Origin of the sequence: Streptomyces sp. NPDC085927, assembly GCF_044540975.1 — a bacterium.
Taxonomy (GTDB): Bacteria; Actinomycetota; Actinomycetes; order Streptomycetales; family Streptomycetaceae; genus Streptomyces; species Streptomyces hirsutus.
This window is the reverse complement of record NZ_JBITSN010000004.1, coordinates 207,095-233,166: the sequence shown is the minus strand read 5'-3', so window position 1 is coordinate 233,166 and position 26,072 is coordinate 207,095. Positions and strand designations below refer to the sequence as shown.

Annotated in this window: 25 protein-coding genes and 1 pseudogene; 17 read left to right on the top strand and 9 right to left on the bottom strand. The window is 72.8% G+C overall.

The genetic code is table 11. The annotated features are described in order from the left end of the window. The first annotated feature begins 313 nt into the window (after positions 1-313). Together ACIF80_RS12935 and ACIF80_RS12930 are read left to right on the top strand one after the other, a co-directional pair. The gene (locus tag ACIF80_RS12935; RefSeq protein ID WP_399803119.1) at positions 314-1,117 is read left to right on the top strand and encodes a pectate lyase; all 804 of its coding nucleotides are present in this window, start codon (positions 314-316) and stop codon (positions 1,115-1,117) included. 211 nt (positions 1,118-1,328) lie between these two features. Continuing rightward, positions 1,329-2,483, top strand: a complete 1,155-nt coding sequence (locus ACIF80_RS12930; protein WP_399803116.1) for a WD40/YVTN/BNR-like repeat-containing protein — start codon at positions 1,329-1,331, stop codon at positions 2,481-2,483. A 146-nt stretch (positions 2,484-2,629) separates the two neighbouring features. Here ACIF80_RS12930 and ACIF80_RS12925 read toward each other — a convergent pair whose 3' ends face one another. Beyond that, positions 2,630-3,337 (bottom strand): uracil-DNA glycosylase, encoded by a 708-nt coding sequence (locus tag ACIF80_RS12925; protein ID WP_381220220.1) that lies wholly within the window; start codon positions 3,335-3,337, stop codon positions 2,630-2,632. A gap of 251 nt (positions 3,338-3,588) precedes the next feature. Here ACIF80_RS12925 and ACIF80_RS12920 point away from each other — a divergent pair, with 251 nt between their 5' ends. Then, entirely contained in the window at positions 3,589-4,632 is a 1,044-nt protein-coding gene (locus ACIF80_RS12920) for an N-acetylglucosamine kinase (RefSeq protein ID WP_399803939.1), read from the top strand. Positions 4,633-4,716: 84 nt separating this feature from the next. Continuing rightward, positions 4,717-5,640, top strand: coding sequence for a sirohydrochlorin chelatase (locus ACIF80_RS12915; RefSeq protein ID WP_399803113.1), 924 nt, complete (start codon positions 4,717-4,719; stop codon positions 5,638-5,640). Between the two features lie 97 nt (positions 5,641-5,737). Here ACIF80_RS12915 and ACIF80_RS12910 read toward each other — a convergent pair whose 3' ends face one another. Together ACIF80_RS12910 and ACIF80_RS12905 are read right to left on the bottom strand one after the other, a co-directional pair. After that, positions 5,738-6,844 carry a lactonase family protein gene (locus tag ACIF80_RS12910; RefSeq protein WP_399803936.1) on the bottom strand — a complete coding sequence of 369 codons (1,107 nt, stop codon included), beginning with the start codon at positions 6,842-6,844 and terminating at the stop codon, positions 5,738-5,740. A gap of 126 nt (positions 6,845-6,970) precedes the next feature. After that, on the bottom strand, positions 6,971-8,461 hold the full coding sequence (locus tag ACIF80_RS12905; protein WP_399803110.1) for an FUSC family protein: 1,491 nt from the start codon (positions 8,459-8,461) through the stop codon (positions 6,971-6,973). A 339-nt stretch (positions 8,462-8,800) separates the two neighbouring features. Between ACIF80_RS12905 and ACIF80_RS12900 the strand changes: the two genes are divergently transcribed. The 4 genes and pseudogenes from ACIF80_RS12900 (at position 8,801) to ACIF80_RS12885 (ending at position 12,020) form a co-directional block, all read left to right on the top strand. Continuing rightward, a complete protein-coding gene (locus ACIF80_RS12900; protein WP_388444033.1) occupies positions 8,801-9,277 on the top strand; it encodes an Lrp/AsnC family transcriptional regulator in 477 nt (158 codons plus the stop codon). Positions 9,278-9,350: 73 nt separating this feature from the next. Then, the gene (locus ACIF80_RS12895; RefSeq protein WP_399803107.1) at positions 9,351-10,046 is read left to right on the top strand and encodes an HAD family hydrolase; all 696 of its coding nucleotides are present in this window, start codon (positions 9,351-9,353) and stop codon (positions 10,044-10,046) included. A 9-nt stretch (positions 10,047-10,055) separates the two neighbouring features. Further along, positions 10,056-11,009: pseudogene (locus tag ACIF80_RS12890) on the top strand (beta-L-arabinofuranosidase domain-containing protein); the annotation flags it as partial. 261 nt (positions 11,010-11,270) lie between these two features. Continuing rightward, on the top strand, positions 11,271-12,020 hold the full coding sequence (locus ACIF80_RS12885; RefSeq protein WP_399803104.1) for a DUF4142 domain-containing protein: 750 nt from the start codon (positions 11,271-11,273) through the stop codon (positions 12,018-12,020). A 26-nt stretch (positions 12,021-12,046) separates the two neighbouring features. On the opposite strand, the gene ACIF80_RS12880 is transcribed toward ACIF80_RS12885, so the two are convergent. Continuing rightward, a complete protein-coding gene (locus ACIF80_RS12880) occupies positions 12,047-12,838 on the bottom strand; it encodes a LysR family transcriptional regulator substrate-binding protein (RefSeq protein WP_399803103.1) in 792 nt (263 codons plus the stop codon). 149 nt (positions 12,839-12,987) lie between these two features. Between ACIF80_RS12880 and ACIF80_RS12875 the strand changes: the two genes are divergently transcribed. The 4 genes from ACIF80_RS12875 to ACIF80_RS12860 all read left to right on the top strand — a co-directional run bounded on the left by ACIF80_RS12875 (position 12,988) and on the right by ACIF80_RS12860 (position 15,889). Continuing rightward, complete coding sequence (locus tag ACIF80_RS12875; protein ID WP_399803101.1) at positions 12,988-13,380, top strand: DUF5997 family protein; 393 nt, start codon at positions 12,988-12,990, stop codon at positions 13,378-13,380. A 271-nt stretch (positions 13,381-13,651) separates the two neighbouring features. After that, positions 13,652-14,131 (top strand): hypothetical protein, encoded by a 480-nt coding sequence (locus ACIF80_RS12870; RefSeq protein ID WP_399803100.1) that lies wholly within the window; start codon positions 13,652-13,654, stop codon positions 14,129-14,131. Between the two features lie 17 nt (positions 14,132-14,148). After that, complete coding sequence (locus ACIF80_RS12865) at positions 14,149-14,736, top strand: chloramphenicol phosphotransferase CPT family protein (RefSeq protein ID WP_399803098.1); 588 nt, start codon at positions 14,149-14,151, stop codon at positions 14,734-14,736. A 46-nt stretch (positions 14,737-14,782) separates the two neighbouring features. Then, positions 14,783-15,889: a MerR family transcriptional regulator gene (locus tag ACIF80_RS12860; RefSeq protein WP_399803095.1), complete on the top strand. Its 1,107-nt coding sequence runs from the start codon at positions 14,783-14,785 to the stop codon at positions 15,887-15,889. A gap of 84 nt (positions 15,890-15,973) precedes the next feature. Here ACIF80_RS12860 and ACIF80_RS12855 read toward each other — a convergent pair whose 3' ends face one another. Both ACIF80_RS12855 and ACIF80_RS12850 read right to left on the bottom strand, forming a co-directional pair. Continuing rightward, a complete protein-coding gene (locus ACIF80_RS12855) occupies positions 15,974-17,248 on the bottom strand; it encodes a cation:proton antiporter (protein WP_399803093.1) in 1,275 nt (424 codons plus the stop codon). A gap of 4 nt (positions 17,249-17,252) precedes the next feature. After that, a complete protein-coding gene (locus tag ACIF80_RS12850; protein WP_399803090.1) occupies positions 17,253-17,723 on the bottom strand; it encodes a cation:proton antiporter regulatory subunit in 471 nt (156 codons plus the stop codon). 356 nt (positions 17,724-18,079) lie between these two features. On the opposite strand from ACIF80_RS12850, the gene ACIF80_RS12845 reads away from it, so the two are divergent. The 3 genes from ACIF80_RS12845 to ACIF80_RS12835 all read left to right on the top strand — a co-directional run bounded on the left by ACIF80_RS12845 (position 18,080) and on the right by ACIF80_RS12835 (position 20,453). Next, the gene (locus ACIF80_RS12845) at positions 18,080-18,979 is read left to right on the top strand and encodes a universal stress protein (RefSeq protein ID WP_399803087.1); all 900 of its coding nucleotides are present in this window, start codon (positions 18,080-18,082) and stop codon (positions 18,977-18,979) included. A 121-nt stretch (positions 18,980-19,100) separates the two neighbouring features. Further along, entirely contained in the window at positions 19,101-19,937 is an 837-nt protein-coding gene (locus ACIF80_RS12840) for a universal stress protein (protein WP_399803084.1), read from the top strand. A 39-nt stretch (positions 19,938-19,976) separates the two neighbouring features. Next, the gene (locus ACIF80_RS12835) at positions 19,977-20,453 is read left to right on the top strand and encodes an SRPBCC domain-containing protein (RefSeq protein ID WP_399803080.1); all 477 of its coding nucleotides are present in this window, start codon (positions 19,977-19,979) and stop codon (positions 20,451-20,453) included. A gap of 149 nt (positions 20,454-20,602) precedes the next feature. On the opposite strand, the gene ACIF80_RS12830 is transcribed toward ACIF80_RS12835, so the two are convergent. Then, entirely contained in the window at positions 20,603-21,598 is a 996-nt protein-coding gene (locus tag ACIF80_RS12830) for an aldo/keto reductase (RefSeq protein WP_399803077.1), read from the bottom strand. A gap of 127 nt (positions 21,599-21,725) precedes the next feature. On the opposite strand from ACIF80_RS12830, the gene ACIF80_RS12825 reads away from it, so the two are divergent. Beyond that, positions 21,726-22,586: a helix-turn-helix transcriptional regulator gene (locus tag ACIF80_RS12825; protein ID WP_399803074.1), complete on the top strand. Its 861-nt coding sequence runs from the start codon at positions 21,726-21,728 to the stop codon at positions 22,584-22,586. Positions 22,587-22,858: 272 nt separating this feature from the next. Continuing rightward, positions 22,859-24,022, top strand: coding sequence for a TetR/AcrR family transcriptional regulator (locus ACIF80_RS12820; protein WP_399803071.1), 1,164 nt, complete (start codon positions 22,859-22,861; stop codon positions 24,020-24,022). Between the two features lie 125 nt (positions 24,023-24,147). Here ACIF80_RS12820 and ACIF80_RS12815 read toward each other — a convergent pair whose 3' ends face one another. Both ACIF80_RS12815 and ACIF80_RS12810 read right to left on the bottom strand, forming a co-directional pair. Further along, positions 24,148-25,350 (bottom strand): oxygenase MpaB family protein, encoded by a 1,203-nt coding sequence (locus tag ACIF80_RS12815; RefSeq protein ID WP_399803068.1) that lies wholly within the window; start codon positions 25,348-25,350, stop codon positions 24,148-24,150. 256 nt (positions 25,351-25,606) lie between these two features. Next, the gene (locus ACIF80_RS12810) at positions 25,607-26,029 is read right to left on the bottom strand and encodes a secondary thiamine-phosphate synthase enzyme YjbQ (protein WP_399803066.1); all 423 of its coding nucleotides are present in this window, start codon (positions 26,027-26,029) and stop codon (positions 25,607-25,609) included. Positions 26,030-26,072: the final 43 nt, after the last annotated feature.

The window sequence follows — 26,072 nt, the reverse complement described above, 5'->3', positions numbered from 1 at the left end:
ACGCACTCCGGTCGGCGGACGGCACCCTGTCAGCGCAGCGGATGCCGCCGGAACCGTGAAAATCGCTCCCCCTCGCGCACTCCGCACCGTCGAGGGTGAAGGCCCGCGGGGCCACTGTGCTGCCGCCGCGTCCCGCTCGGCACCCGATATTCCCGCTCGTACCGGACGGCCGAATATGGCCGTCCAAGGCGTTGACCAGAAAGCGCTTACCCTCTACGTTCCGTTCAGCGATGTGAACGAGGCCGGGCGGCACGGCGCCTCCGCGCCCTCCGCATCGCCACATCCCCCCCACCACGAGAGAAGGAACCGGGACATGACTTCCGCGACACGACCACGCGCCCGCGGGCGTGCACTGACCGGAGCGCTGGCCACCCTCGGCCTCTCGGTTGGCATGATCATGACCACCGGAGCGTCCTCGGCGAGCGCCGCCACCTGGCCGGCCCCCAACGGCAGCGAGGGCGTCTCCTCCACCATCTCGGTGTCCGGCACCAAGGACTACGGGATGAAACGCCTCTACGGCACGGGCGACCTGGGCTCGGGCGGCCAGGACGAGGACCAGGGCCCGATCCTGGAGCTGGCGGACGGCGCGGTCCTGAAGAACGTCATCCTCGGCGCCCCCGCGGCCGACGGCGTCCACTGCAAGGGCTCCTGCACGCTGCAGAACGTGTGGTGGGAGGACGTCGGCGAGGACGCGGCCACGTTCAAGGGCAAGTCGTCGTCCTCGGTCTACACCGTCAGCGGCGGCGGGGCCAAGGAAGCCAGCGACAAGGTGTTCCAGTTCAACGGCGCCGGCACGCTGAACGTGTCGAACTTCGCGGTCAAGAACTTCGGCACCTTCGTGCGCTCCTGCGGCAACTGTTCGACGCAGTACAAGCGCACGATCAACCTCAACACCATCGAGGTGAGCTGGAAGGGGAGCAGGATCGCCGGCATCAACACCAACTACGGCGACAGCGTGACCCTGCGCAACATCAAGATCGTCGGGGACAGCAGCAAGAAGATCATCCCCTGCCAGAAGTACATCGGCAACAACAACGGTTCCGAGCCCAGCAGCAACGGATCGGGCGCCGACGGTACTTACTGCAAGTACGCGTCGTCCGACATCACCTACCAGTAGGACCGCCGGCAACAGCCCCCCACGGTGAGGGCGGCGGCCGTGCACGGTGCCCGCGCGGCGCAGTGCACGGCCGCCGTCCGTGTCCGGAGGCCGGCCCGCACCCGTCCACCGTCCGTCCCCCGTCCGGGCCGTGCGCGATCCGCCGCACCTGCCTCGTGCTCCGCCCCACCGCTCCGACCTGCGTCGGCGTCCGATCCGGAGGTGACTGTCAGTGGTGGGGTGCAGACTGGCGGACGTCCGTAACAAGGGCGTCGACGAAGACGTCACGGAGGTGATCGGCATGTCCGAGGTACTGCTCGCCGTGGGCACCCGCAAAGGTCTGTTCATCGGGCGTCGGCGGGGCACCGACTGGGAGTTCGACGAAAGCCCTTACTTCAACGCCCAGGCGGTGTACTCGGTCGCCGTCGACACCCGTGGTCCGGTACCGAGGCTGCTGGCCGGCGGTGACAGCGCGCACTGGGGCCCGTCCGTGTTCCACTCCGACGACCTGGGCCGGACCTGGACCGAACCGGCACGGCCCGCCGTCAAGTTCCCCAAGGACACGGGGGCGTCGCTGGAGCGGGTCTGGCAGCTCCATCCGGCGGCCGCGGAGCCGGACGTGGTGTACGCGGGCACGGAACCGGCCGCGCTCTACCGCTCGGAGGACCGCGGGGAGTCCTTCGACCTGGTCCGGCCGCTGTGGGAGCATCCGACCCGCTCCGCATGGGTGCCGGGCGGCGGCGGCGAGGGCCTGCACACCGTACTGACCGACGAGCGGGATCCGCGGGCGGTGACGGTCGCCGTGTCCACGGCGGGCGTGTTCCGCACGCTGGACGGCGGTTCGAGCTGGGCCCCGTCCAACTCCGGGGTCTCCGCGGTGTTCCTGCCGGATCCGGACCCGGAGTTCGGCCAGTGCGTGCACAAGGTGGCCCGGGACGCGGTGGCACCGGACCGGCTGTACCTGCAGAACCACTGGGGTGTGTACCGCAGCGACGACGCGGGCGCGCACTGGACCGACATCGGTACCGGGCTGCCGTCGACGTTCGGCTTCGCGGTCGTGGCCCATCCGCATCGGGGTGACACGGCGTACGTGTTCCCGATCAACGCCGACTCCGACCGCGTACCGGCCGGCCGGCGCTGCCGCGTCTACCGCACGACGGACGCGGGCCGGAGCTGGGAGCCGCTCGACGCGGGCCTGCCGCAGGGCGACCACTACGGCACGGTGCTGCGCGACGCGATGTGCCACGACGGCGCCGACCCGGCGGGCGTGTACTTCGGGAACCGCAACGGCGAGGTGTACGCGTCGGCCGACGACGGCGACAGCTGGCAGCAGCTCGCCGCGCATCTGCCGGACGTCCTGTGCGTCCGGGCCGCGGTTCTCCCGTGAAACGAATCGGCTGAAGCCCGAAGGACCGGACCCACCGGCCCCGAGGGTGCAGCCGCCCGCTGCACCGGGGCTCACGGCGTCCGGGGCCCAAGGGCGTCGGCGCGTCGGGGCCCGGAGCCGGGCCGGGCCCTCTCGCTCCGGCCGTGCTACCCGGCCGGTGCGTTCGCCTCCTGGGCGGACGGCAGCCGCCAGTCCACGGGGGCGGCGCCCTGCCGGACCAGGTAGTCGTTGGCCCGGCTGAACGGGCGCGAGCCGAAGAAGCCGCGGTCCGCCGACATGGGTGAGGGATGCGCCGACTCGATCGCCGGATAATCCCCGAGGAGCGGGCGCAGGTTACGCGCGTCCCTCCCCCACAGGATCGACACCAGCGGTCCGCCCCGCGCGGCAAGGGCGCGGATGGCCTGCTCGGTGACCTCCTCCCAGCCCTTGCCCCGGTGCGCGGCGGGCTTGCGCGGGGCGGTGGTGAGCGCCCGGTTGAGCAGCAGGACGCCCTGCTCGGTCCACGGGGTCAGATCACCGTTGACGGGCCTGGGCAGGCCCAGGTCGGTGTTCAGCTCCCGGTAGATGTTCTCGAGGCTGCCCGGCAGCGACCGCACGTCCGGCGATACCGCGAAGCTCAGTCCGATCGCCATTCCCGGTGTCGGGTAAGGGTCCTGACCGACGATCAGCACCCTTACGTCGTCGAAGGGTTGCTGGAACGCCCGCAGGACGTTCGCTCCCGCCGGGAGGTACGTCCGGCCGGCCGCGACCTCCGCGCGCAGGAAGTCCCCCATGGCCGCGACGCGTCCGGCCACCGGTTCCAGGGCCTTTGCCCAGCCGGGCTCAACAAGTTCGTGCAAGGGTCGTGGTGCCACGGCGGATCACTCTACTGGCTCACACCGACACCCCTGGCCCGGCAGCCCGCTTCACGCCTCGGGGGCGTCCTGGGGGCGCTACCCTTCCTCCCCGTCGAGGTCGAGGTCCGGGAAGAGAGGGGAGCCCGTTGCGTCCGTCCGACAACGGTCCGCCGACGAGCGGTCCGCCGACGAGTGGTCCCCCGGTCGGCGGTCCGCCGCCCCGGCAGGGGGCGGCGGCGACCGGCCCGGCGGCCGCCGGGCCCGGCTTCATCGCCGTGGACTCCGGGGGCTCGGGGCTGCGGGTCGTCGCCGGTACCGCCGGAGGCGGTCCGCTCGCCCGGAGTGCCTCCGGGGAGCCGGTACGGACCGGCTCCCGGGGGATCGATCCCGGACACCTGATGGAACAACTGGTGCCCATGGCCCGGGGACTGGCCGCCGAGGCCGGCGTCGGGCGGCTGGACACGGCGGTCGTCGGTGCGGCGGGGCTGGCCAGCCTCGGGGACGCGCTGCGCGCCGAGCTGCCGGCAGCGCTGGCCCGGGAACTGGGGGTGCGCCGTGTCGCTCTGGCCGCCGACGCCGTCACCGCCTACGTCGGCGCCCTGGGGCCGCGGCCGGGTGCCGTGGTCGCCGCCGGCACGGGTCTGATCGCCGTCGGCACCGATCTGGCCGGCTGGCGCCGGGCGGACGGCTGGGGACATCTGCTCGGCGACTGCGGCGGCGGGGCCTGGATCGGGCGGGCCGGCCTGGAGGCGGCGCTGCGCGCCCATGACGGACGGGACGGCGGCTCCGTCCGCCTGCTGGAACTCGCCGAGGAGATGTTCGGGCCGGTGGTGTTGCTTCCCGGCCGCCTGTATCCGCGTACCGACCGGGCGGCCGTCCTCGCCTCCTTCGCACCCCGGGTGGCCGAGTGCGCCGACGGTGACGCCGTCGCCGCGGGCATTCTGCGGGCGGCCGCCCGGCACATGGCGGACTCGGCGGCGGCCGTCTGCCCGGAGACGGACCCGGGGCGGGGCGGGGCGGGGTCGGCTCCGGGCGGGGGCCCGGACGGGGACGCGGACCAGCCGCTGGTGGCGTTCACCGGTGGTCTGCTCCACCTGGGCGACCCCCTCCTCGTGCCCCTGGACGAGGAGCTGGCGAAACGGCTGCCGTGGGCACGGCGGGTGGCGGCGGAAGGAGATCCGTTGCACGGGGCGGTGCGTATCGCCACCGACCTCGCGACCGATTCGTTCACCCTTCCGGGTGACGAGAAGATGCTGTGCGTGACGAGCCCGGCAGGTGAAGGGGGCGCCGGTGCGCCCGATGCCCATACATGACACTTCAGACAAAAACGGACGTAGTCCGCGCAGGCGCACCCTCCCCGAACAGGGGAGCCCAGGAAACCACTAACATTCCGCTCCATGAGCACCCCCACTGGGCCCGCGTCCGGCCTGCCCGTACGAATGCCGCGCCCTCGCCAGCCCGGACGGCACCGCCGTCCCGAGCCTCTGGTGGCTCCCGAGGGCGCGCCCGCGCTCGTCCTCGCCGTGCCGGGTACTCCCAGCAGTGCCACCCGCTCCCTCGCCGACGAGGTCATCAGCATCGCCCGTTCCGAGCTGCCGGGTCTGGACGCCCGGACCGGTTACCTCGACGGGGACGACGCGGAGTTTCCCACGCTGCAGTCGGTACTGGCGCACGCCGCCGAGGAGCGCACCGCCCGTTTCGAGCAGGCGCGCGCGGCCGGCCTGGACGCCAAGGAGCCGGACGGCCCCGTCGCCGTCGTCGTGCCGCTGCTCGCCGGTCCGGACAGCGCGCTGCTGCGCCAGGTCCGTCAGGCCCTGATGGACAGCCGTGTCGCCGCCGAGCTGACCGACGTGCTCGGCCCGCACCCGCTGCTCGCGGAGGCGCTGCACGTACGGCTGTCCGAGGCCGGACTGGCTCGCGCCGACCGCGCCCGCCTGTTCACCGTGGCGACCGCCGCGGACGGCATCATCCTCGCCTCCGTGGGCGGTGACGAAGCCGTACAGGCGGCCGGGATCACCGGCATGCTGCTCGCCGCGCGCCTTGCCGTGCCGGTGATGGCGGCGGCCCTGGACGAGGAGGGCTCGATCGCGGCGGTGGCCGAGCAGCTGCGCGCCTCCGGTTCGCAGCAGCTGGCGCTCGCGCCGTACCTGATCGGCCCCGAGATCGACGCGAGCCTGGTCGAGGAGGCCGCGAGGGAGGTGGGCTGCTCCGCCGCCGAGGCGCTGGGCCCCTACCCGGCGATCGGCAAGCTCGCCCTGGCCAAGTACACCTCCGCGCTGGGTATCAGCCCGCAGCAGGCGCAGGGCACTCCGGCGAACTGACCCCGGGCGGGCTCATCCGCTCCACGACGCAGGCGCCGAACAGGCCCGCCCCGGCCACCGGGGCGGGCCTTTCGGCGTGTACGGCCGGGGGAATCGCTCAGCCGACGACCACGCAGGACGCCGCCGTCACCGGGATCGAGCCGCGGCGCCGGGGCATTCCGGTGTCCGGGTCGACCGCGAACCAGGTCACGTCCCCGGAGCGCTCGTTCGCCACGTACAGGAAGCCGCGGGACTCGATGAGCGCGCGGGGCCAGTGGCCGCCGCAGGGGACGGTGGCGATCAGCCGCAGCCCGGCCGCCCCGCCCGTCCCGGCCGCCCCGTCGCTTCCGGCCGGGTGGGCGGCGTGGACCGCGCGGTCCACGCCCTGCTCGACCGCGAACACCGACAGGACGTCCTCCCCGCGGGTCGCGGTCCACACGAAGCGGCCGTCGGGCGAGACGGCGACGCCCGACGGGTAGGCGTCGCCGGACGGGACACCGGGCAGGACGGGGATCTCGGTGAGCGGCCGCAGCGTGCCCCCGGCGGCGTCCCAGCGGCAGACGGTCAGGGTGGGGCTGAGTTCGTTGAGGAGGTACGCGCGCGTGCCGTCGGGGTGGAAGGCCAGGTGGCGGGGGCCCGAACCGGGGCGCAGCGCCACCTCCCGGTGCCGCGCGGGAGCCCCGTCGGCCAGGGTGTACACCCGTACCGAGTCCGTGCCGAGGTCGACGCCGACCGCCCAGCGGCCGCTCGGGTCGGGCTGCACCTGATGGGCGTGCGGCCGCCGGCGGTGCGGGTGGGAGCCCGGGCCGGGGGGCGGGAACACCCCGGACGCGGAGCGCGCCAGACTTCCGTCGGCGCGGACGGGGACGGCGGTGACGCTGCCCGAACCGTAGTTGGCGGTGAGGACGTGTCCGGCGAAGAGGCAGAGGTGGGTCGGCCCGTCCCCGTGGACCGGCACCGCGGGTCCGGCCTGTTCCGGCGCGTCCCCCGCGTCCCCGGCGCCGGGCACCCGGAACGCGGCCACGGCCCCTTCGGCCGTCTCACTGACCGCGTAGAGCGTCCGTCCGTCGGGGGAGAGCGCCAGGCAGGAGGGGTCGGGCAGGCCGTTCACGGTGCTCAGCACGGTCAGGGCGCCGTCGTCGGGAGTGAGGGCGGCGGTGACGACGCCCGGACCGCCCGCCGTCGTGAACGATCCTATGAACGCCCGCCGTCTGCCGTCCGTCACGCCCAGGTCCCCCACGCTCACGCCTGATCCCCTCCCGCTTCCCGCCCACCGGGGTGACGCTAGCAGGCACTCCCTAAAGGTCTGGACCGGAAGAGATGACCCGCCCGGCCCCTCGGGCCATCACCCTCAGGCTCCGGCCAGCGGAGACCCGGACGGTGCCCGCAGGGGCGCGGCGAGTTCGGCGAGGGCGCGCTCCAGGCCGTGGAGATGGGCCAGGGCCGGCTCCGTCGCCGCCGGGGGCGTCCGCACGGCGATGTCGTCCCTGCCGTCGGTGAGCGCCTCGACCGCCCTCTCCACGCGCCGGCACGCGGCGGCCAGGCGGTCGTCGTGGGAGGCCTCCGGGTCGGCGGCGACGAGCACGAGGCCCCGGATCTCCCGGACGCAGTCGTCGAGCAGCGCCAGCACCGCGCGGGCGCGCCGCTTGCGGCCGAGCAGGGGGTTCAGCGGGTGGACGAGCGGGGCGACCGAGAGCCGCACCCGGGCGAGCAGCTGTTCCAGCTCGGCCACCTTCGGCGCCGGGTCGGCGCCTTCGGCCCCCGCAAGCCGCGCGGCCGCCTGCGCGGTGCACGCGTGAACGCACCGCAGGGCCCGCTGGATCCAGGCGCCGGTGACGTCGTGCGTGGTGACGGGCAGGATGAGTGCCACGGCCAGGACGGCGCCGAGTGCTCCGACACCGGTCTCCGCCGCCCGCAGGACCAGCAGCCCGGGGTCGAGCACGCCCAGAAGGCCGTAGAGCATGGCGGCGAGCAGCGTCACCCAGAGCATCATCCAGGTGTAGGACACGGCGGCCGTGTAGAAGATGCCGAAGACGGACACCAGGACGACCAGCGCCGTGGTGGGGCCGTCGCCCTGGGCGGGGACCGCGACGAGCAGGCCGAGGCCGATGCCGAGGACCGTGCCCAGGACCCGCCGGAAGCTCCGGACCAGGGTCTCGCCGCGCGAGGTGGTGTTGACGAAGACCCACCAGGTGGCGCCGACGGCCCAGTACCAGCGTTCGCCGGACACCAGCTGGCCCACGACGAGCGCGAAGCCGGCACCGGCCGTCGCCTGGACGGCCTGGCGGGTGGTGACGCGGGCCAGGCCGGTGCCGCCGGGCGCGGCGGGCACCACCGCGGGCGGCAGGCGGGTCTCGTAGCACCACAGCCCGAAGCGCACCGCGGCGGCGGCGAGCACGGACAGCAGGACGGAGGCGTACAGCTCGGGCAGCTGGTCCGCGGTCGCCCGCAGGAACTGCGCCGCGAAGCAGGTCATGAACGCGAACACGCCGAGGCTGTGCCCGCGCGGGCCCCAGCGCCGCGCGTACACACCCAGTCCGACCACGGCGAGGACGGCGAGGTCCCGGACCACCGGGTGGCCGTGCAGCCCGGCCGCGACGGTGAGTACGGGCAGTCCGACGACGGGCAGCAGGGCGGTGGTGAGCGCCTGCCCCCGGACGGTGGCGTCGGTGACGGTGAAGAGGGCCAGGAGGGCGGCGAGTCCGCCGGTGACGACACCGGTGAGCGAGTATCCGGCCAGGCCGCACACGACGACCGCCAGAGCGATGCCGAGCACGGCCCGCGTGGCGAAGCGCAGCCGTACCCGGCCCGGGTCCGGGGCTGTGAACACCCTCTTCAGCACTGTCGACCGCCCCTCGGATTCATGGTGGGCGCGGTCGCGCCCTCGCACGAGAAAGGCGCCGCGGAGTCCGCAGCGCCATCGATGCATTCATTTCAGCACCTTGGCCGCCACTGGCTCAACTCACCTCCTCAAGGCTGAGCCAATGGCCCAGCACGAGTCGTCGGCGAGAGACCGACGGAGTGCCAACGGCCGACGGCGGGCGGCTCAACGGTCCGGCCGGCGACCGGCCATTGGTACAGTCGGAAACGATCACCGATCAGTGGTCGGCGGGACCTGCGCGACGAGTGGTGAGCCCGCGGAAGCCGAGCGGCGAACCCGCAGGACAGGAGGCCGGGCGCCATGGCCGTGGACGAGCTGGACACCCGCATCCTGCGGCTCCTGCTGGAGCAGCCGCGCACCAGCGTGCGGGAGTACGCCCGAGTCCTCGGGATCGCGCGCGGCACTCTCCAGGCCCGCCTCGACCGGATGGAGCGCGAGGGAGTGATCACCGGGACGGGTCCGGCCCTCTCCCCCGCCGCGCTGGGGCATCCGGTGCTGGCGTTCGTGCACATCGAGGTCACGCAGGGGCATCTGGACGAGGTCGGCGACGAACTGGCCGCCGTGCCGGAGATCGTCGAGGCGTTCTCGATCACCGGTGACGGGGATCTGCTGACCCGGGTCGTGGCGCGTGACAACGCCCATCTCGAGGACGTGGTCCAGAAACTGATCAACCTGCCCGGCGTGGTCCGCACCCGCACCGAGGTGGCCCTGCGCGAGCGCGTCCCGCACCGGCTGCTGCCGCTGGTGGAGTCGATCGGCCGAACGGCTCGTCCCTAGAGCCCTTGCCCGCTTCCGGACTCCTCGCCCCCTGACGTCCTTCTGCCGTCCGGAGCTTGGCATCCTGGGCCCCATGAGCACTTCGGACGCACTCTCGGTCGTCTTCGATCTCGACGGAACGCTCGTGGACAGCGAGCCGAACTACTACGAGGCGGGCCGGCTGACCCTCGCCGAGCACGGCGTGCCGGACTTCTCCTGGGCCGAGCACGAGCGCTACGTGGGGATCAGCACCCGGGAGACGATCACCGACTGGCGGGAGCGGTACGGGCTCCGGGCCTCGGTGGAGGACCTGCTGGAGGTCAAGAACGGCCACTACCTCCGGCTGGCCCGCGCCTCGACGCAGGTGTACCCCGAGATGCGCCGGTTCGTGGAACTGCTGGCCGCCGAGGGCGTACCGATGGCCGTGGCCTCCGGTTCCTCGCCCGAGGCGCTCGAGGCGATCCTGGCCGGGACGCGCCTGGACGCCCATCTGCGTACGGTCGTCTCGGCGGAGGAGGTGCCGCGCGGCAAGCCCGCTCCCGACGTCTTCCTGGAGGCGGCCCGTCGGCTCGGGGCGGACCCCGCCGACTGTGTGGTGCTGGAGGACGCCGTCCCGGGTGTCGCCGCGGCGCACGCCGCGGGCATGCGCTGCATCGCGATTCCGTACGTCGCGGCGCAGGCCGACGCCCCGGAGTTCGCCACCGCCGCGCTGCTGCTGCGCGGCGGGCAGCGGGAGTTCACGGCACGGGCCGCGCACGAGTGGCTGACGCGCTCCGCCCGGGCGGCCTGACCGGCGCCCGGCCGGGGCGACCTGGCCTCGTACGCCTTCGACGAGACGTCCGGGGGGACCTTCGCCGACGCCTCCGGCCGCGGACTCGGCGCGACCCTGCGCCGCACCTGGGGCGGGCCGAGCCATCCGGGGTTCCTCGCCGCGCACCCGGAGACGCAGTTCATCGAGCTCGAGTCGATGACCGGCAGCGACTACACCCGGGTGTGGGCGCCGTACTACACCGCGCACAAGATCCTCCGGGGGTTGCTGGACGCGTATCTCGCCACCGGGGACGACCGCGCGCTCGATCTGGCGTCCGGCCTGTGCGACTGGATGCACGCACGGCTGTCCGCGCTGCCGGCGGCCACGCTCCAGCGGATGTGGGGGCTGTTCTCCAGCGGGGAGTTCGGCGGCATCGTGGAGGCGGTCTGCGACCTGCACACCCTCACCGGAAGGGCCGAACACCTCGCCCTGGCCCGCCTGTTCGACCTGGACCGGCTCATCGACGCGTGCGCCGCGAACACCGACGTCCTCGACGGGCTGCACGCCAACCAGCACATTCCGATCTTCACCGGCCTGGTACGGCTGCACGACGAGACGGGCGAGGAGCGCTACCTCACGGCCGCGAAGAACTTCTGGCACATGGTCGTGCCGCACCGCACGTACGGGATCGGCGGCACCAGCAGCGGCGAGTTCTGGCGGGCGCGCGATGTCATCGCCGGCACGGTCGGTGCCACCACGGCCGAGACCTGCTGCGCGTACAACATGCTCAAGCTGAGCCGGACGCTGTTCTTCCACGAGCAGGACCCGGCGTACATGGACTACTACGAACGGGCCCTGTACAACCAGGTCCTCGGTTCCAGGCAGGACCGGCCGGACGCGGAGAAGCCGCTCGTCACCTACTTCATCGGCCTGACGCCCGGTCACGTGCGGGACTACACCCGAGCGCGCTGGTCACGCGGGTGCGGGCGACGGTCGGCGACTGGGTGGCCGCCGGCCTGCTGAGCGGAGCGGACGGTGACAAGGTCGTGCGTACGGCACGGAACGCCTCGTACGCGCCCTGAGTTCGCGAAAAGGGGCACCCGATGCCGCAGGCCGCACCGGTCGTCGCCGTCGGGCGCCCCGCGGAAGCACCGGCGGGAACGCCGCCGCGTCCCGGCAGAAGATTTCTTCCGGAACGGTGATTGTCCTGCCGCTCCCATCCGTACTCACTGGTGTTGGGCTGTTGATACACCAGGAGGAACGATGCGCATCTCGCGCAGCACGGCAGGAACCGCGTTCGTGGGCGGAGCCATGGTTCTCACCCTCTCCGCACTCGCCTACCCCACCATGCTGGGCGTGCAGACCACATCGAGCACCCCGGACCGGGTGGTCGCCAACACGCAGTACGGCCAGCTGACCGAGTCCGACCGTGACTTCGTGGTCAAGGTGCGCGCGGCCGGGTTGTGGGAGCACCCCCTGGGCCTGCTGGCGATGGAGCGGGGTACGACGCCCGAGATGAAGGAGGCGGGCGAGCACCTGGTCGTCGGGCACGGACGGCTCGACGAGAGCTGCCGCAAGCTCTCCCTCGAACTGGGAATCACCCTGCCCAACCAGGCCTCGCCCCAGCAGGAACAGTTCGTGGAGACCATCAAGGCCACTACCGACAAGGAGTTCGACACCACGGCGGTGAACATCATGCGGGTGACCCACGGTCAGATCTTCCCAGCGATCGCCAAGGTCCGGGCCAACACCAGGAACACCCTGGTGCGGCAACTGGCGGACCAGGCCAACGACACCGTGCTCGACCACATCACGGTCCTGGAGAAGACCGGACTGGTCAACCACGAACAGGTCAACTTCCAGCAGACCAGCCCGCCCAAGATGCCCCGGGAGCAGGTGACGCCGCCGGCCCCGCCGGCGGGGGCCCCGGTGCTGGTGCTCGAGATCCCCGAAGAACTGAAGGACCTCAACACGGTCTCTCCGGCGCCGACACCGGCCGAGACGGTGAAGTAGGAGTCCCGGCCACCGGGAGCCGGACGTCAGGACCCGCGGCGGGGTTTGCCCCGGCGCGGGTTCTTCGGTGTGCCGCCGGTGCCCTTCCGCCGCCCGCGGCCGGCCGGCCCGCCCGCCGGCTGCTGCCGCCGGGCAGTGCCCTTCCCGGCGGCGCGCCCGGGCTTCTCCTGTTTCTCCCGCTTCTCCTGCGAGGAGGAGCGGGGCTGGGTGCGGCCCCGGGTGCTGTTGACGGTCCGGCCGCGGACGATCCCGATGAAGTCCTCCACCAGGTCGGTGGTCGCGGCCTCGGGCCACGCCAGCGCCACACTGGACTCGGGGGCGTCCTTGAGCGGCCGGTGGGTGAGGTCCTTGCGGTGGTGCAGCCGCGCCAGGGACAGCGGTACGACGAGCACGCCGATCCCTGCCGCGACGAGCTCGACGGCGTCGGCGGTGGTCGCGGGACGTTCGAGGGCGGGCCTGCCGGGCAGGGTCTCCCAGGCGAGGACGTCGTCGAGGGGGTGCAGCACGATCTCGTCGGCCAGGTCCTCCGGGGACACCTCGTCGACCGCCGTCACGAGGTGGTCCTTGGGCACCACGACGACCGTCTGTTCGGTGTAGAGGGGGATCGCGCTGAGCACCGTCCGGTCGACGGGCAGCCGGACGAGTCCCGCGTCGGCGTCCCCGGCCAGCAGCAGGCCGCCCGTCTCCGCGGCGGGCACCTGGGTGAGGGTCAGCGGGACACCGGGCAGCCGCTCGTTCCAGACGCGCACCCACTTGCCGGGCATCACCCCGGGCGCGTACACGAGCCGGAACGACGGGGATACATCCGAGCCTGTCACCCGGCCAGGTTACCGTCCGTGGCCACGGGCCGGGACCGCCGGTCACGGCAGCCGTTCACGGTCACCGGTTCCGGTCGGCGATCATGCCGAGGGGCTGTGGCCGTCGCCGGTGGTCGGCGGTCGCGCGTACGGTCGATACCCTGGACACCATGACGTCGCACCAAAACACCCAGACGATGAAGCCCGCGACCGCGGCGAAGAAACTGGGTGTGTACCTCGAGGCCACCCCCGCCGAGTTCCGGGAGGGTGTCGTCTCACGCGCCGAGCTGAACGCGCTCCAGGCCGACCCGCCCCCGTGGCTGCAGGAGCTGCGGCGCAACGGCCCGCACCCCCGCCCCGTGGTGGCGTCGAGGCTGGGCGTCTCCATCGCCGGTCTCGCGCGCGGCGGGATCACCGAGCCGCTCACCACGGAACAGATCGACGCCCTCAGGGAGGAACGCCCCGAGTGGCTGGAGCGTGAGCAGGCCACTCAGGCCGAGGTCCGCAAGGAGGCGGAGCGCATCAAGCAGCGGAACGCGGAGCGCGCGAAGCGCGACAGCTGACCACGGCGCACCCGCCGCTCCCCCCTCCTCGCCTCACGCCCCCCTGGCGTCGAACACCCCCGAACGGGCTTTCCCTTCGGGGGTGTTCTCGTTCGGGTGGAGCGCCGCATGGCGCGGAACGAGGGAACGCAAGCCTGCAGCACCCCTTCCGGCACATAGAAATATCTATCACCATGGCTGGCACGCCGGGCCGGCGCGCACGCCCGTGAGGCCGTCGGCCCGGACCAGTACGCGCCCTCGGCGGCGCGGCCGACCGTGCCCGGGGTGGGACATGCAGAGCGTCAGATGGAAACAGGCCGTCGAATGGCTGGCCGCCGCGGCCCGGGACCCCGGTGAGTGCAAACGGCAGTGGGACCACGGCACGGGGACGGCACTGCTGGCGGCGGGACGTTATTGGGACGTGCTCAGCGTTCCCGACCGGCTCGGACTGCTCGCCCTGGACCTCCTGTGGAACGATCCGCTGAGGGTGCCCGGCCCCACCCTGGTGGACGTCACGGCCCGCCGCGTCGGCTTCTTCCTGCCGCCCGACCCGGCCAGCGAGTGGGTCGGGTTCGGCGTACGGCACGTCGGCCGGGGCTCCTGGGTGGCGGTGCCGCCGCCGTACCGGCCCGGCGGCCGCCTGGAATGGCTCGTCCCCCCGGACGGTACCGGCACCCTGCACTCCCCCGTCCCCCTCGAACAGGCACTCCGCACAGCCACCGGCACTCTCGCCGTCCTGGCCCCGGCGGGGGTGGAGCCGGGGAGCTGGTGACCGGCGATCATGTCGGTATGACATCCGGCCGGATCATCTTCCTCAACGGCACCTCCAGTTCGGGCAAGACGAGCATCGCCCGCGAGCTTCTGGACGTCCTGGACGACGGTGTCTTCTTCCACCTGGCCGTCGACGGCTTCAACGCGATGCGCACCGGGCGGGAGCTCGGGGCGGAGCAGCTCGACACCGCGCTGCGGCGGACCAGGGAAGGCTTTCACCGCTCGATCGCGGCCATGGCCGGGGTGGGCAACGACATCGTGGTCGACCATGTGCTGAGCGAACCGTGGCGGCTGCTCGACTGCCTGACCGTGTTGCCGCCGGAGGACGTCCTGTTCGTCGGTGTCCACTGTCCGCCGGACGAACTGGCCCGTCGCGAACTGGCCCGGGGCGACCGCCCGCCGGGCCTCGCGGCGCACCAGTACGATCTGGTCCACGCCCACGGCGACTACGACCTGGTGTGCGACACCGGCACGGCAAGTCCTATCGAGTGCGCCCGGCGCATCAAGGAGTTCCTCCCGCACCGGCCCAGTCCCACGGCCTTCACCCGCCTCCGCCGCCGTCACCTGGCGGCCGGCCGGGCGGGGAGGGAGCAGGCGCGGGGTTGACCCTCGACCTTGTCGAGGCATGAGGGTCCGGGGTGTGGAGAGCGAGATGCGCAGCATTGGTGAGACGGCCCGGGACAGCGGCCTGAGCGTGAGCGCCCTGCGGTTCTACGACCGTGCCGGCGTGCTCGTACCCGCCTGGGTCGATCCGGTGAGCGGTTACCGCTGGTATGCCCCCGGGCAGCTGGACGAGGCCCGGCTGCTGGCGCGGCTGCGGCGGGCCGGCGTGCCCCTGGCCGACATCCGGCTGGTGCTGGCCGGCTGGACCGGCGCGGACACCGATCTCGTGCAGCAGCTCCTTGAGGCGCACCTGCGCCGCCTGGAACGGGGGCTGTCCGATGCCCGCGGTGAGTTCTCCACGCTCCGAGCCCTACTCGACGACAGGGAGAAACCCATGACCCCGCTCCGTACCGCCACGGCCCGGCCCGCCCTCGCCTCGCCCGAACTGGCCGCCGCGTTGGACGCGGTCCGCTTCGCGGCCGGTACCGACCCCGAGTTGCCGATGCTCGGCGGAGTCCTCTTCGACATCGAGGGCGACGCACTGCGCCTCGTGGCCACCGACCGGTACCGGCTGGCTGTCGCGCGGGTCCCGGTCACCGGGCACGGCGGGTCCCGCGTGCAGGCCGTCGTGCCGCTGCCCCTCGTCGACGCGATGCGGGCGCTGGCCGGCGGCCCCGAGCCCGCACGGCTCGCCGTGGACGGTGACCGGGTGACGCTGGAGACCGGGGGCGGCCGCCAGGTGGCCGGCCGGTCCCTCGCTCACGACTTCCCGGACTATCTCCGTCTGATCGGCCTCCCCGCCGGGCACCGCGCCGTGGTCGACGTGGCGGCCTTCCGGGAGGCGGTGCAGGAGGGTCCCGTCCGTACGGGCGAGGTGCGCGAGGAGGACGGGGCGGTCTTCGAGGTCAGTGTGATCGGGACCGGCGCCGACGGCACGGTGCGGATCTGCGACGACGGTACGGACGGAGACGGCGGGGTGCACGGGGACGGCGGCCGTGTCGGGGTCAACCGTGCGTTCCTGCTGGACGCCCTCGATGCCGGGGCCCGTGACCGGCTGGTCCTGGAGTTCGGCACCCCCACGGCGCCCGTCGCGATCCGCCGGCCGGACGACGAGGACACGTTCTCCCTGCTGATGCCGGTCCGGCTGGACGGCTAGGGAGTCGGCGGAAGTCCCGTGCTCCACGGCCCCGGTCGGGGCTGGGAGCACGGGACCCGTGCGGCGGAAGGGGGTGGCCCGGCCCTATGGCCGTTCGGTCTTTCCGTCCTCCACCGGTTCCAGCGTCTCCAGGGCGGGGGCCATGGCGGAAGCGGGGACGGGCGTGGCCCCGTCGGGGGCGGGAACACCGTCCGCGGAGGACTTCTTCCTGGTCAGGCGAAGGGCTATGGGCTCGGTGTAGCGGGCGGTGAGCGGGCCCAGGATGACCAGGATCAGGACGTACGAGGTGGCCAGCGGACCGAGCTGGGGCTCGATGCCGGAGGTGACCGCGAGCCCGGCGATGACGATGGAGAACTCGCCCCGGGCGACCAGCGTGCCGCCCGCGCGCCAGCGGCCCTTCCCGGAGATTCCGGCCCGGCGGGCGGCCCACCAGCCGGTGGCGATCTTCGTCAGCGCGGTGACGACGGCGAGCACGAAGGCGGGCAGGATCACCGGCGGGATGGACTGCGGGTCGGTGTGCAGTCCGAAGAAGACGAAGAACACCGCGGCGAACAGGTCGCGCAGCGGGGCCAGCAGGTTGTGCGCGCCCTCGGCGGCCTCCCCGGACAGGGCGATGCCGACCAGGAACGCGCCCACCGCGGCGGACACCTGGAGCTGCTGGGCGATACCGGCGACGAGCAGGGTCAGGCCGAGGACCACCAGCAGCAGTTTCTCCGCGTCGTCACTGGAGACGAAGCGTGAGATGACCCGCCCGTAGCGGACGGCGACGAACAGGACGAGTCCGGCGACGCCGAGCGCGACGGCCAGGGTGACGCTTCCCGCGGCGAGGCCGACGCCGGCCAGCAGGGCGGTGACGATGGGCAGGTAGACCGCCATCGCCAGGTCCTCCAGCACCAGGATGCTGAGGATCACCGGGGTCTCCCGGTTGCCGAGCCGGCCGAGGTCGTTGAGGACCTTGGCGATGACGCCGGATGAGGAGATCCAGGTGACACCGGCCAGCACCACGGCGGCGACCGGACCCCAGCCGAGCAGCAGGGCGAGGATCGCGCCGGGCACGGCGTTCAGCAGCATGTCGACCAGACCGGCCGGGTACTGGGTCTTGAGGTTGGAGACCAGGTCGCTGGCCGTGTACTCCAGGCCGAGCATGAGCAGCAGCAGGACCACGCCGATCTCGGCGCCGATCGCGACGAACTCCTCGCTCGCGCCGAGCGGCAGCAGCCCGCCCTCGCCGAAGGCCAGACCCGCCAGCAGGTAGAGCGGGATGGGGGAGAACTGCAGGCGCCCGGCGAGGCGGCCCAGCAGACCGAGCCCGAGAATGATCGCGCCGAACTCGATCAGGAAAATTGCGGAAGAGTGCATGCGCTCATTCCCGCCCGAGGATCTCGGCGGCGGTCTCGATGCCCTCACGGGTTCCGATGACGATGAGCGTGTCCCCGCCCGCCAGGCGGAAGTCGGGCGTCGGGGACGGGATCGCCTCGGCCCGGCGCAGCACGGCCACGATCGAGGCGCCGGTGTCGGTACGGATCCTGGTCTCGCCCAGCACCCTGCCGTTCCAGTACGAGGCGGCGGACAGTTCGACGCGCTCGGCGACCAGCCCCAGGTCGGTCGTGTGCAGCACGTTCGGGCTGTGATGAGCGGGCATCAGCGCGTCGATCAGGGCGGCCGATTCGGCGACGTTCAGCCGCAGCGACTGGGCACAGGCGTCCGGGTCGTCGGAACGGTAGACGTTGACCGTGCGGGCGCCGTCCCGGTGCGCGATCACGGACAGGTGCTGGTGCTCACGCGTGGTGAGGTCGTATTTCACGCCGATGCCCGGCAGTGGCGTGGTACTCATCCGTGGAGCAGGCACAGCCCGTCCCCTTCCCGGTTCTTCTTCTGTCGTCCGTCCATGGGTGGGGTCCCTCATCGCGCTGATGGTCGGCCCCCATGGAGGACATCGTGTCATCCCGCGATCTCCCGGAGATATGGGGTGATGCCACGGATGGACAACGGTTGCGACGGCCGTCGGCCATCCGCCGGGGCCCTGAAACGACGCCCTGCCGTGCCCGGCGCCCTGCCCCGCGCGGGGTGGGAACCGGAGGCTCCGGGGACCTTCCGGTCCGGTCGGCCGCGAGGTGTGGCCCATAGGTCCCCTGGCGGCGGGGCGTGCCCGTGGGACGATCCGTATGACGTACCGATTCAGGAGGCGTGATGAGCGGTCTGGTCGTAGTGGGAGTCGACGGTTCGGCATCGGGCCTCGCCGCCGTGGGGGTCGCGGCCGAGGAGGCCCGGCGACGCGGGGCCGGACTGCGGGTGGTGCACGCCTTCCTCTGGCCGGCCATGCATGTGCCGCTGGGCCCCTCACCGCTGGGGCCTCCCGGGGGCGGTCTGCAGACCATGGTCGAGAAGCTGGTGGCCGAGGCGGTGGAGCACGCCAAGTCCGTGGCACCGGACGTGGAGGTCTCGCACACCGTGGTGACGGGCGAACCGCTGACCGTGCTGGAGGCGCAGTCCCCCGACGCGGAACTGGTGGTCGTCGGGTCCCGCGGCATGGGAGGTTTCGTCGGACTTCTGGTGGGTTCGACGGCCGTGCACCTGGCGAGTCACGGGCGGTGCCCGGTGCTGGTCGTGCGGGAGACGGGCGCCCCGGACGGGCCTGTGGTGGTCGGGGTCGACGGTTCCCCGGCGGGCGCGAAGGCGATCGGCTTCGCCTTCGCGGAGGCGTCGCTGCGCGGGGCCGAACTGGTCGCGCTGCACTCCTGGACCACCTGGAACGCGCCGGCGCCCCCGCCGCAGGACGAGAAGGCCCCCTACGCGAGCGGGCCCGACGAACTGAGGGCGGGCGAGGAGCGTCTGCTGTCCGAGGCGCTGGCCGGGCAGCAGGAGCGGTACCCCCGGGTGAAGGTGCGGCACGAGGTCGTGCACGGCGGCACGCGCGAAGCGCTCATCGAGGCGAGTCGTACGGCGCAGTTGCTGGTGGTCGGGGCCCGGGGGCGGGGCGGGTTCACCGGACTGCTGCTCGGCTCGGTCAGCCAGGCGATGCTGCACCACGCCCACTGCCCGGTGGCGGTCGTCCGCGGCGGCGGCGGGGAGAAGGACGGGGACGCATAGCCCGCGCTCCCTTCGCTTCGGGGCCTGCGCGCCGGTACGGTGCCCCGCCCGCGGGTACTTCGGTACGCACGGGCGTGACCGGGACGCACCCGCGACGGAGCGGCCGGGACGGGAGTGAACAGTGGACGACACGGTGATGGTCGGAGTGGACGGATCACCGTCCAGTCTCGCCGCTGTGGACGTAGCGGCCCGTGAGGCGCGGCTGCGCGGCGCACCGCTGCGGATCGTGCACGCCTTCAGCCGCCCGTCCGACCTGGACCCGATGATCCACGGCGTCCTGGCCCGGGCGGAGCAGCGGGCCGCCGACGTGGCACCGGGCCTGGAGGTGTCCAGGACCGTGGCGTCCGGGGACACCCTGACGGTGCTGTGGAGCGAGTCGCGGCACTCGGTGCTGGCGGTGGTCGGCGGGCGGGGCCGCGGCGGGTTCGGGGACCTGCTGCTGGGCTCGACGGTCGTGCAGCTTGCCGCCCACGGTTTCTGCCCGGTCATGGCGGTGCGGGGGCGCCCCGATCCGCAGGGGTCCGTACTCCTCGCCGTGGACGGTTCGCCCGCCGGGGCCGCGGCGGGCGAGTTCGCCTTCACCGAGGCGGCGCTGCGGAAAGCCCCGCTGACCGCCCTGCACGTGTGGAACACCTGGAGCGAGCCGACACCGTACGAGGGCCCCGCCGACCCGCTGAACGTGGTGGTCGACCTGGACCAGCTCCGCGAGAAGCACCGCCACCGGCTGGAGGAGACTCTGGCTCCGTGGCGGGCCGCCCATCCGGAGGTGTCCGTGGAACCGCTCCTGGAGCGGTCCCGGGTCCGGCACGCGCTGCTGGAGGCCGCCAAGCAGGCCCAGCTGCTGGTGGTGGGGGCACGGGGGCACGGGGGATTCGCCGGGATGCTGCTGGGTTCGGTGAGCCAGGCGCTTCTGTACCACGCCGACTGCCCGGTCACCGTCGTCCGTGGCAAGCAGTGATCCCTCGACGGCACGGCAGGACGACGGCAGGATAGGTCCATGTACACGACGCGGGTCTCGGGCCGGGTGAACGCTCCCCGGCCGGCCGTCTACCGGGCGCTGGTGAGCTCGGACGCGATCGCGCGGTGGCGGGTGCCGCCGGGCATGCGGGGCGAGGTTCACGAGTTCGAGGCGCGCGAGGGCGGCAGGTTCCGGATGTCGCTCACGTACGACGCGCCGGACGCGGTCGGCAAGTCGGCCGCGCACACCGACACCTACCACGGCAGCTTCGCGCGGCTCGTGCCGGGCGAGATGGTGGTGGAGGTCCTCGAGTTCGAGGCCGAGGACCCGGCGCTGCGCGGCACGATGACCATGACGACCACCCTCACGGACGCCGACGGCGGCGGCACCGACGTCCTGGTGGTCCACGAGGGCGTCCCCGACGCCGTGCCCGCCGCGGACAACGAGGCGGGGGCCCGCTGGGCGCTGACGCATCTCGCCCGGTTCGTGGAATCGGACGGCGCCGCTTCCTTCTGAAGCCGCCCGTCCCGCTCTCTCCGGACACTCCGGGTTCTCCGGGTTCTCCGGGTTCTCCGGGTTCTCCGGGTTCTCCGGACCTGCGTGCTCTCCGCGCTCTCCGGCGGGCCCCGCCCCGCTTCGGGGCCGAAGCCGCCGGAGAGCCGCGCTCAGTTGCCCACGCCGAGGCCCGGCATGAACGCGGCCGGATAGCGGTCGCCGCGTGCCGAGCCCGGGGGCACCGCCTTCTCGATCTGCACGAGGTCGTCCGCGGTGAGGTCCAGCTCCGTCGCGGGCAGCGCCTCGGCCAGCCTCTCGCGGGTGCGGGCGCCGGCCAGCGGCACGATGTCCTCACCCTGGGCGGCCACCCAGGCGATGGCCAGCTGGGCGACGGTGCACCCCTTCGCCGCGGCGACCCTGCGCAGCGCCTCCACGAGGGCGAGGTTGTGCTCGACGTTCGCGCCCGAGAAGCGCGGGCTGCCTCCGCGGTGGTCACCGGGGCCTCCACTGTGGCCGGCGGACCAGTGCCCGGAGATGAGGCCGCGGCCGAGGACGCCGTAGGCGGTCAGGCCGATGCCGAGTTCACGCAGCGTGGGCAGTACCTCCGCCTCCACCGCACGGGAGATCAGGGAGTACTCGATCTGCAGGTCGGCGACCGGGTGGACGGCGTGCGCCCGGCGGATCGTCGCCGCGTCGACCTCCGAGAGGCCGAGGTGTCGCACGTACCCGGCGTCGATCATCTCCTTGATCGCGCCCACCGTCTCCTCGATCGGTACCGCGGGATCGAGCCGGGCGGGGCGGTAGATGTCGATGTGGTCGGTGCCGAGCCGGGTCAGGGAGTGGGCGAGGAAGTTCTTCACCGCCTCGGGGCGGCCGTCGGCCCCGCCGAAGACGGAGCCCGGCCCTGCCAGCATGCCGAACTTGACGCTCAGCCGATAGCCGTCCCGGTCCCGGCCGCGCAGCGCCTCGGCGAGCAGCAGCTCGTTGTGGCCCATCCCGTAGAAGTCTCCGGTGTCGATCAGCGTGACGCCGGCCTCCAGCGCGGCGTGCACGGTGGCGACACTCTCCGCGCGGTCGGCCTCGCCGTAGGCGCCCGACATGCCCATCGCACCCAGACCCAGCGCGGAAACGGCCGGGCCGGCGCTGCCGAGGGTTCGTGTCTGCATCGCGTTCTCCTTCGTCGTCGATCCGACAACCACCCTGGACCCGTGCCGCGACGGACGGGAGCGGAGCGTTCATCATGGGAGCGGCGCTCCCTGGATGGGCTCCCCCGCCGCGAGGGACCATGGGGGCATGCAACGCGACCAGCTCGCCGATTTCCTGCGCCGCCGCCGTGAGGCGATCCGCCCGGCGGAGGTCGGCATCACCGGCGGCCCCCGTCGCCGCACCGCCGGCCTGCGCCGGGAGGAGGTGGCCATGCTCGCCGGCATGTCGGTGGACTACGTCGTACGCCTCGAGCAGGGGCGCAGCAGTCAGCCCTCGCCCCAGCTGCTCGGCGCGCTGGCGAGGGCGTTGCGCCTCTCCGACGACGAGCGCGACCACCTGTTCCATCTGGCCGGCCACCGGCCCCCGCCCGCCGACGGGACGGCCCGGTCGGCGCGCGCCGGTCTGACGCGGATGCTCGACCTGCTCGGCGACACCCCGGCCCTGGTGCTGTCCGACCTGGGCGAGGTCCTCGCGCAGAACCGGGCGTCCGTGCTGCTGACGGGTGATCACACGGGCCACACCGGCGACCGGCGCTACCTCGTGCACCGCTGGTTCACCGAGCCCGCTGCCCGCGCCGTCCACCCGCCCGAGGACCACGAGCACCACGCCCACCAGCTCGTGGCCGACCTGCGCGCGACCGCCGGCCGCCGGTCCGGCGATCCCGAAGTCGCCGGGCTCGTCGACCGGTTGCGGGCCGCGAGCGCCGAGTTCCGCCGGCTCTGGGACGCACACGAGGTGGCGGTCCGCCGTGCCGACCGCAAGACCCTGCTGCACCCGCGGGTGGGCCGTCTGCTGCTGAACTGCGAGACCCTGGTCACTCCGGACCAGGGTCAGTTGCTGCTCGTGTTCACCCCGGCGGACGCCGAGGCCCGCGAGCGGCTGGAACTGCTCCGGGTGCTCGGCGTCGAGGAGTTCCCCACCGGGGCGGCGGACAGCCCCGTACGGTGAGGCGTCCGCTCACCGGTCTGCCGGCCCTTCGGTCCACCGGCCTCCGGGAAAGCCCGGCCGGACCCCGCGGTCGGGGTTGCCGCGGCTGGTGTCCACCGATCTCCGTCGAGGCGGCCCCGACCGCGGCAGGACCACTGGCAGGTGCGGGCAGCGGTCGGGTGTCCTGGTACGGATCAGGTTCACTCAGTCCGCGCCGAGGGAGCCCAAGGCCTTCGAGCGACGTGTGATTGACTCATCCGCATGGCCCCGTCTCCGCATCCGCCCGTTCGGCCGTGACCGCCGATCCGACCGCGGCCACTCGGCCCCGCAACCGCAAGCAGCTCATCGTCGAGGCGGCCGGCCGGGCCTTCAGCGAGCGCGGCTACCACACGGCCTCCATGGAGGAGATCGCCGCAGGCGTGGGTATCACCGCGGCGGCCCTGTACCGGCACTTCCCGAACAAGTACGCGCTGTTCGCCGAGTGCGCCGACGTCATGGCGGACCGGCTTGTCGCCGCGGTCGACGAGGTGCCGCCCGGGGCGGCCTTGAGGGACGTGCTCACCGCCGTCACCCGGGCCACCGTCGCGCACCGCGCGTCGGGCGGCGTGTACCGATGGGAGGCCCGGTACCTCAACCGCGAGGACCGCCGGCTTCTCAGGGCGAAGTTCGGGCACGTCGTCGGGCGGGTCGACGAGGCGGTGCAGCGCGAGTACTCACTGCCTGACGAGCGCCTGCGGGCCGTGGCAGCCCTCGGTGCGATCGGGTCCATCACGATGCATCACACCTCGATTGCTCAACGTCGGGCCGAGGAACTGCTGCTGGCGTCCGCGCTGCGCGTGGCCGCGACCGATCCCGCGGCGGCCCAGGGGGGCGCACGCCCCGTCGAGCTGCCCGCCCAGCCGGTGCCGCGCACGCGAGGCGCGGAGATCCTCGCGGCCGCCATCCCGCTGTTCGCACGGGACGGGTTCGCCAGTGTCACGAACGGACAGATCGCGGAAGCGGTGGGACTGGCCCCGTCCGCGCTCTACCGTCACTACCCCGGCAAGGTCGACATCCTGGCGGCGGCGTGCCTTCAGGCGGCGGCGCTGCTGGCCCAGGGGGTGGAGCGGAGTCTTCATGAGGTGTCCGGCCCGCACGACGCCGTCGTCGCGCTGGCGGCGACGCACGTGGCCTACAGCTTCGAGTACACCGCGCTCAACAGCGTTGCCGAAGCCGAGCTCGCCGGCTTGCCGGCCGACCTGCGGCGGTCCGTGGTCCTCGCACAGCGTGAACACATCGCCGTCTGGGAACAGCAGTTGCGGCTGGCCCGTCCGGAGCTGGACCCGCGCCAGGCCCGGGTGCTGGTGCACGCGGGGTTCGGCGTGGCGGTCGAGGCCGGACGCAGACTGCGGTGGCGGGACAGCCCTGACCACCGAGAAGCCGTGACCGCTCTGGTCATGGGCTCTCTCGGTCTCTGAACGGGCGTCGGAACCGGGCGCGCGGCGGGGCGCCGCGCCGTGAAGCACCTCGCACGGATGTCCCACGGGGCCCGCCCCCGGCGCATCTGCCGCGGGGTGGGCACGGGTGGGACCGGACCGGCGGCTCAGCCGGCCGACCTGTTTCCGGTGGGGATCGTGATGGGGGTGGTGGTCCCGGAGCCGCCCTTGTTGAGGAACAGCATGGCCAGGGCTCGCACGAACTGGTCGACCATGTAGAAGGTTCCGGGCATGACGGGCGACACCCCCTCACGGAACAGGACGTACGCCGGCCACGCGGTACGGACCAGGGCCGCCGCCGCGTAGTCGCGCTTCAGTCCCAGCCAGTCGCCGACCTCGTCGCTGAGGACGTAGCGGACGAACTCGTTCAGGAACCCGCGCGTGACGCCGAGGTCGATCTGCGCGGTCAGGCCGAGCAGTTCCTCGGCCAGTTCGATGCCCTCGGTGGACGGGGCGAGGATCGGGGTGAGCACCTGCGCCGCCTGGGCTTCGGCGGCCGCCCAGGTCTTGGGAATGTGCTCGTAGGGTACGCCGAGCAGGTGGACGGCGACCTGCCACGAGTGCAGGAACGCCTCCTGGTCCGCGGCCGGGTACGGGATCCTCCAGTCGAGCAGCTTCCGGTGCACGTAGGTGCCCAGGCTGTGGAAGGTGACCAGGATGTCGGCGGCGCTGATCGGGATGGTCTCGTCGGCGACCGCCCGCCAGTGCGGCGACTGCGGCAGCAGGTGACGCACCGCGGCGTGCACCACGCGTGTCTTGTTCGCGGTGACGACGAACTGCCCCGTCGGCTTGAACGCACCCAGCTCGGACAGGTCGTAGCCGAAGGTGAACGTCTTGGCCGCGCGGTCCTGCATGTCGGCGCCGCCCGCGGACCAGTAGACGCTCTTGGCCTCGCGCGGGATCACGGTGCTCATGATGCCGCTGCCGAGGCCGTACAGCATGAAGAGGTAGGTGTCCCGGCGCCGGTTGAAGTCACCGGCGCGGGTCAGCTTGGTCTGGTCTGCCCAGGAGGGAAGCCGGTTCACCTGGCGCAGGTATGCGGCGAATTCGGCCGGCAGGCCGCTGGGCAGCGGGTCGTTGTTGTTCACCCACGACGCCCATGCGGTGTTGATCGCCGGAACATGTCCCTTCTCGAGCATCGAAACCATCAGAGGGTCCGCCGCGTCGTCCCAGATCCACTCCGGACCGGTCCCCGCGGCGGCCCCTGTCACCGAGCCCGTCGACGCCCACGCCTGGACGGGGTTCGCCACACCCACGAGGCCGAGTGCGGCACCGAGTGACAGGACCTTTCGCCTGCTGAGGTTATCCATTGACTTACCTGCTTCCCTGATGGGCCAGATGGTTCCAGGTGCCTTCGCAGACTTGCCGGTTGTGCGACCAATGCGTGATGCGCCTCGTCGCACGGATGTGATTTTCGATTAACATAGCGAGGTACGTTGCGGTCGGCAACGGTGGTGACCGAGGGGCGTTGCCGACGCCGGCCCCGGGCCCGCCGGTTCCTCTCCGGAAAGTCGCCGGCAGGGATGCCCGGCACCCCGTTCACGCCCTCCTGCGGCTGCTGCCGGGCTACCCGAGGAACGACAGCCGGACCTGACGGTCGGGATTGTCCCTGTTCGTGTCGACCAGGCACACGGACTGCCAGGTGCCCAGCTCCAGTCGGCCGTCCAGTACGGGCAGGGTGGCGTGCGGCGGGACGAGGGCGGGCAGGACGTGGTCGCGGCCGTGGCCGGGGCTGCCGTGGCGGTGCTGCCAGCGGTCGTCGGCCGGCAGCAGGCTGTGCAGAGCGGCCAGGAGGTCGTCGTCGCTGCCCGCTCCGGTCTCGATGACGGCAATGCCGGCGGTGGCGTGCGGCACGAAGACGTTGAGCAGTCCGTCGCGGCCGGCCGCCACCTCCCGCAGGAAGGACTCACAGTCACGGGTGAGGTCGACGATCCGCTCCGCGGAGCCGGTGGCGACGTCGAGGACCCGGGTGGTGAAGGCGTCTGACATGGCTTCCATCCTGGCCCATGCGCCGGGGGTCTTCGAGGAAGGA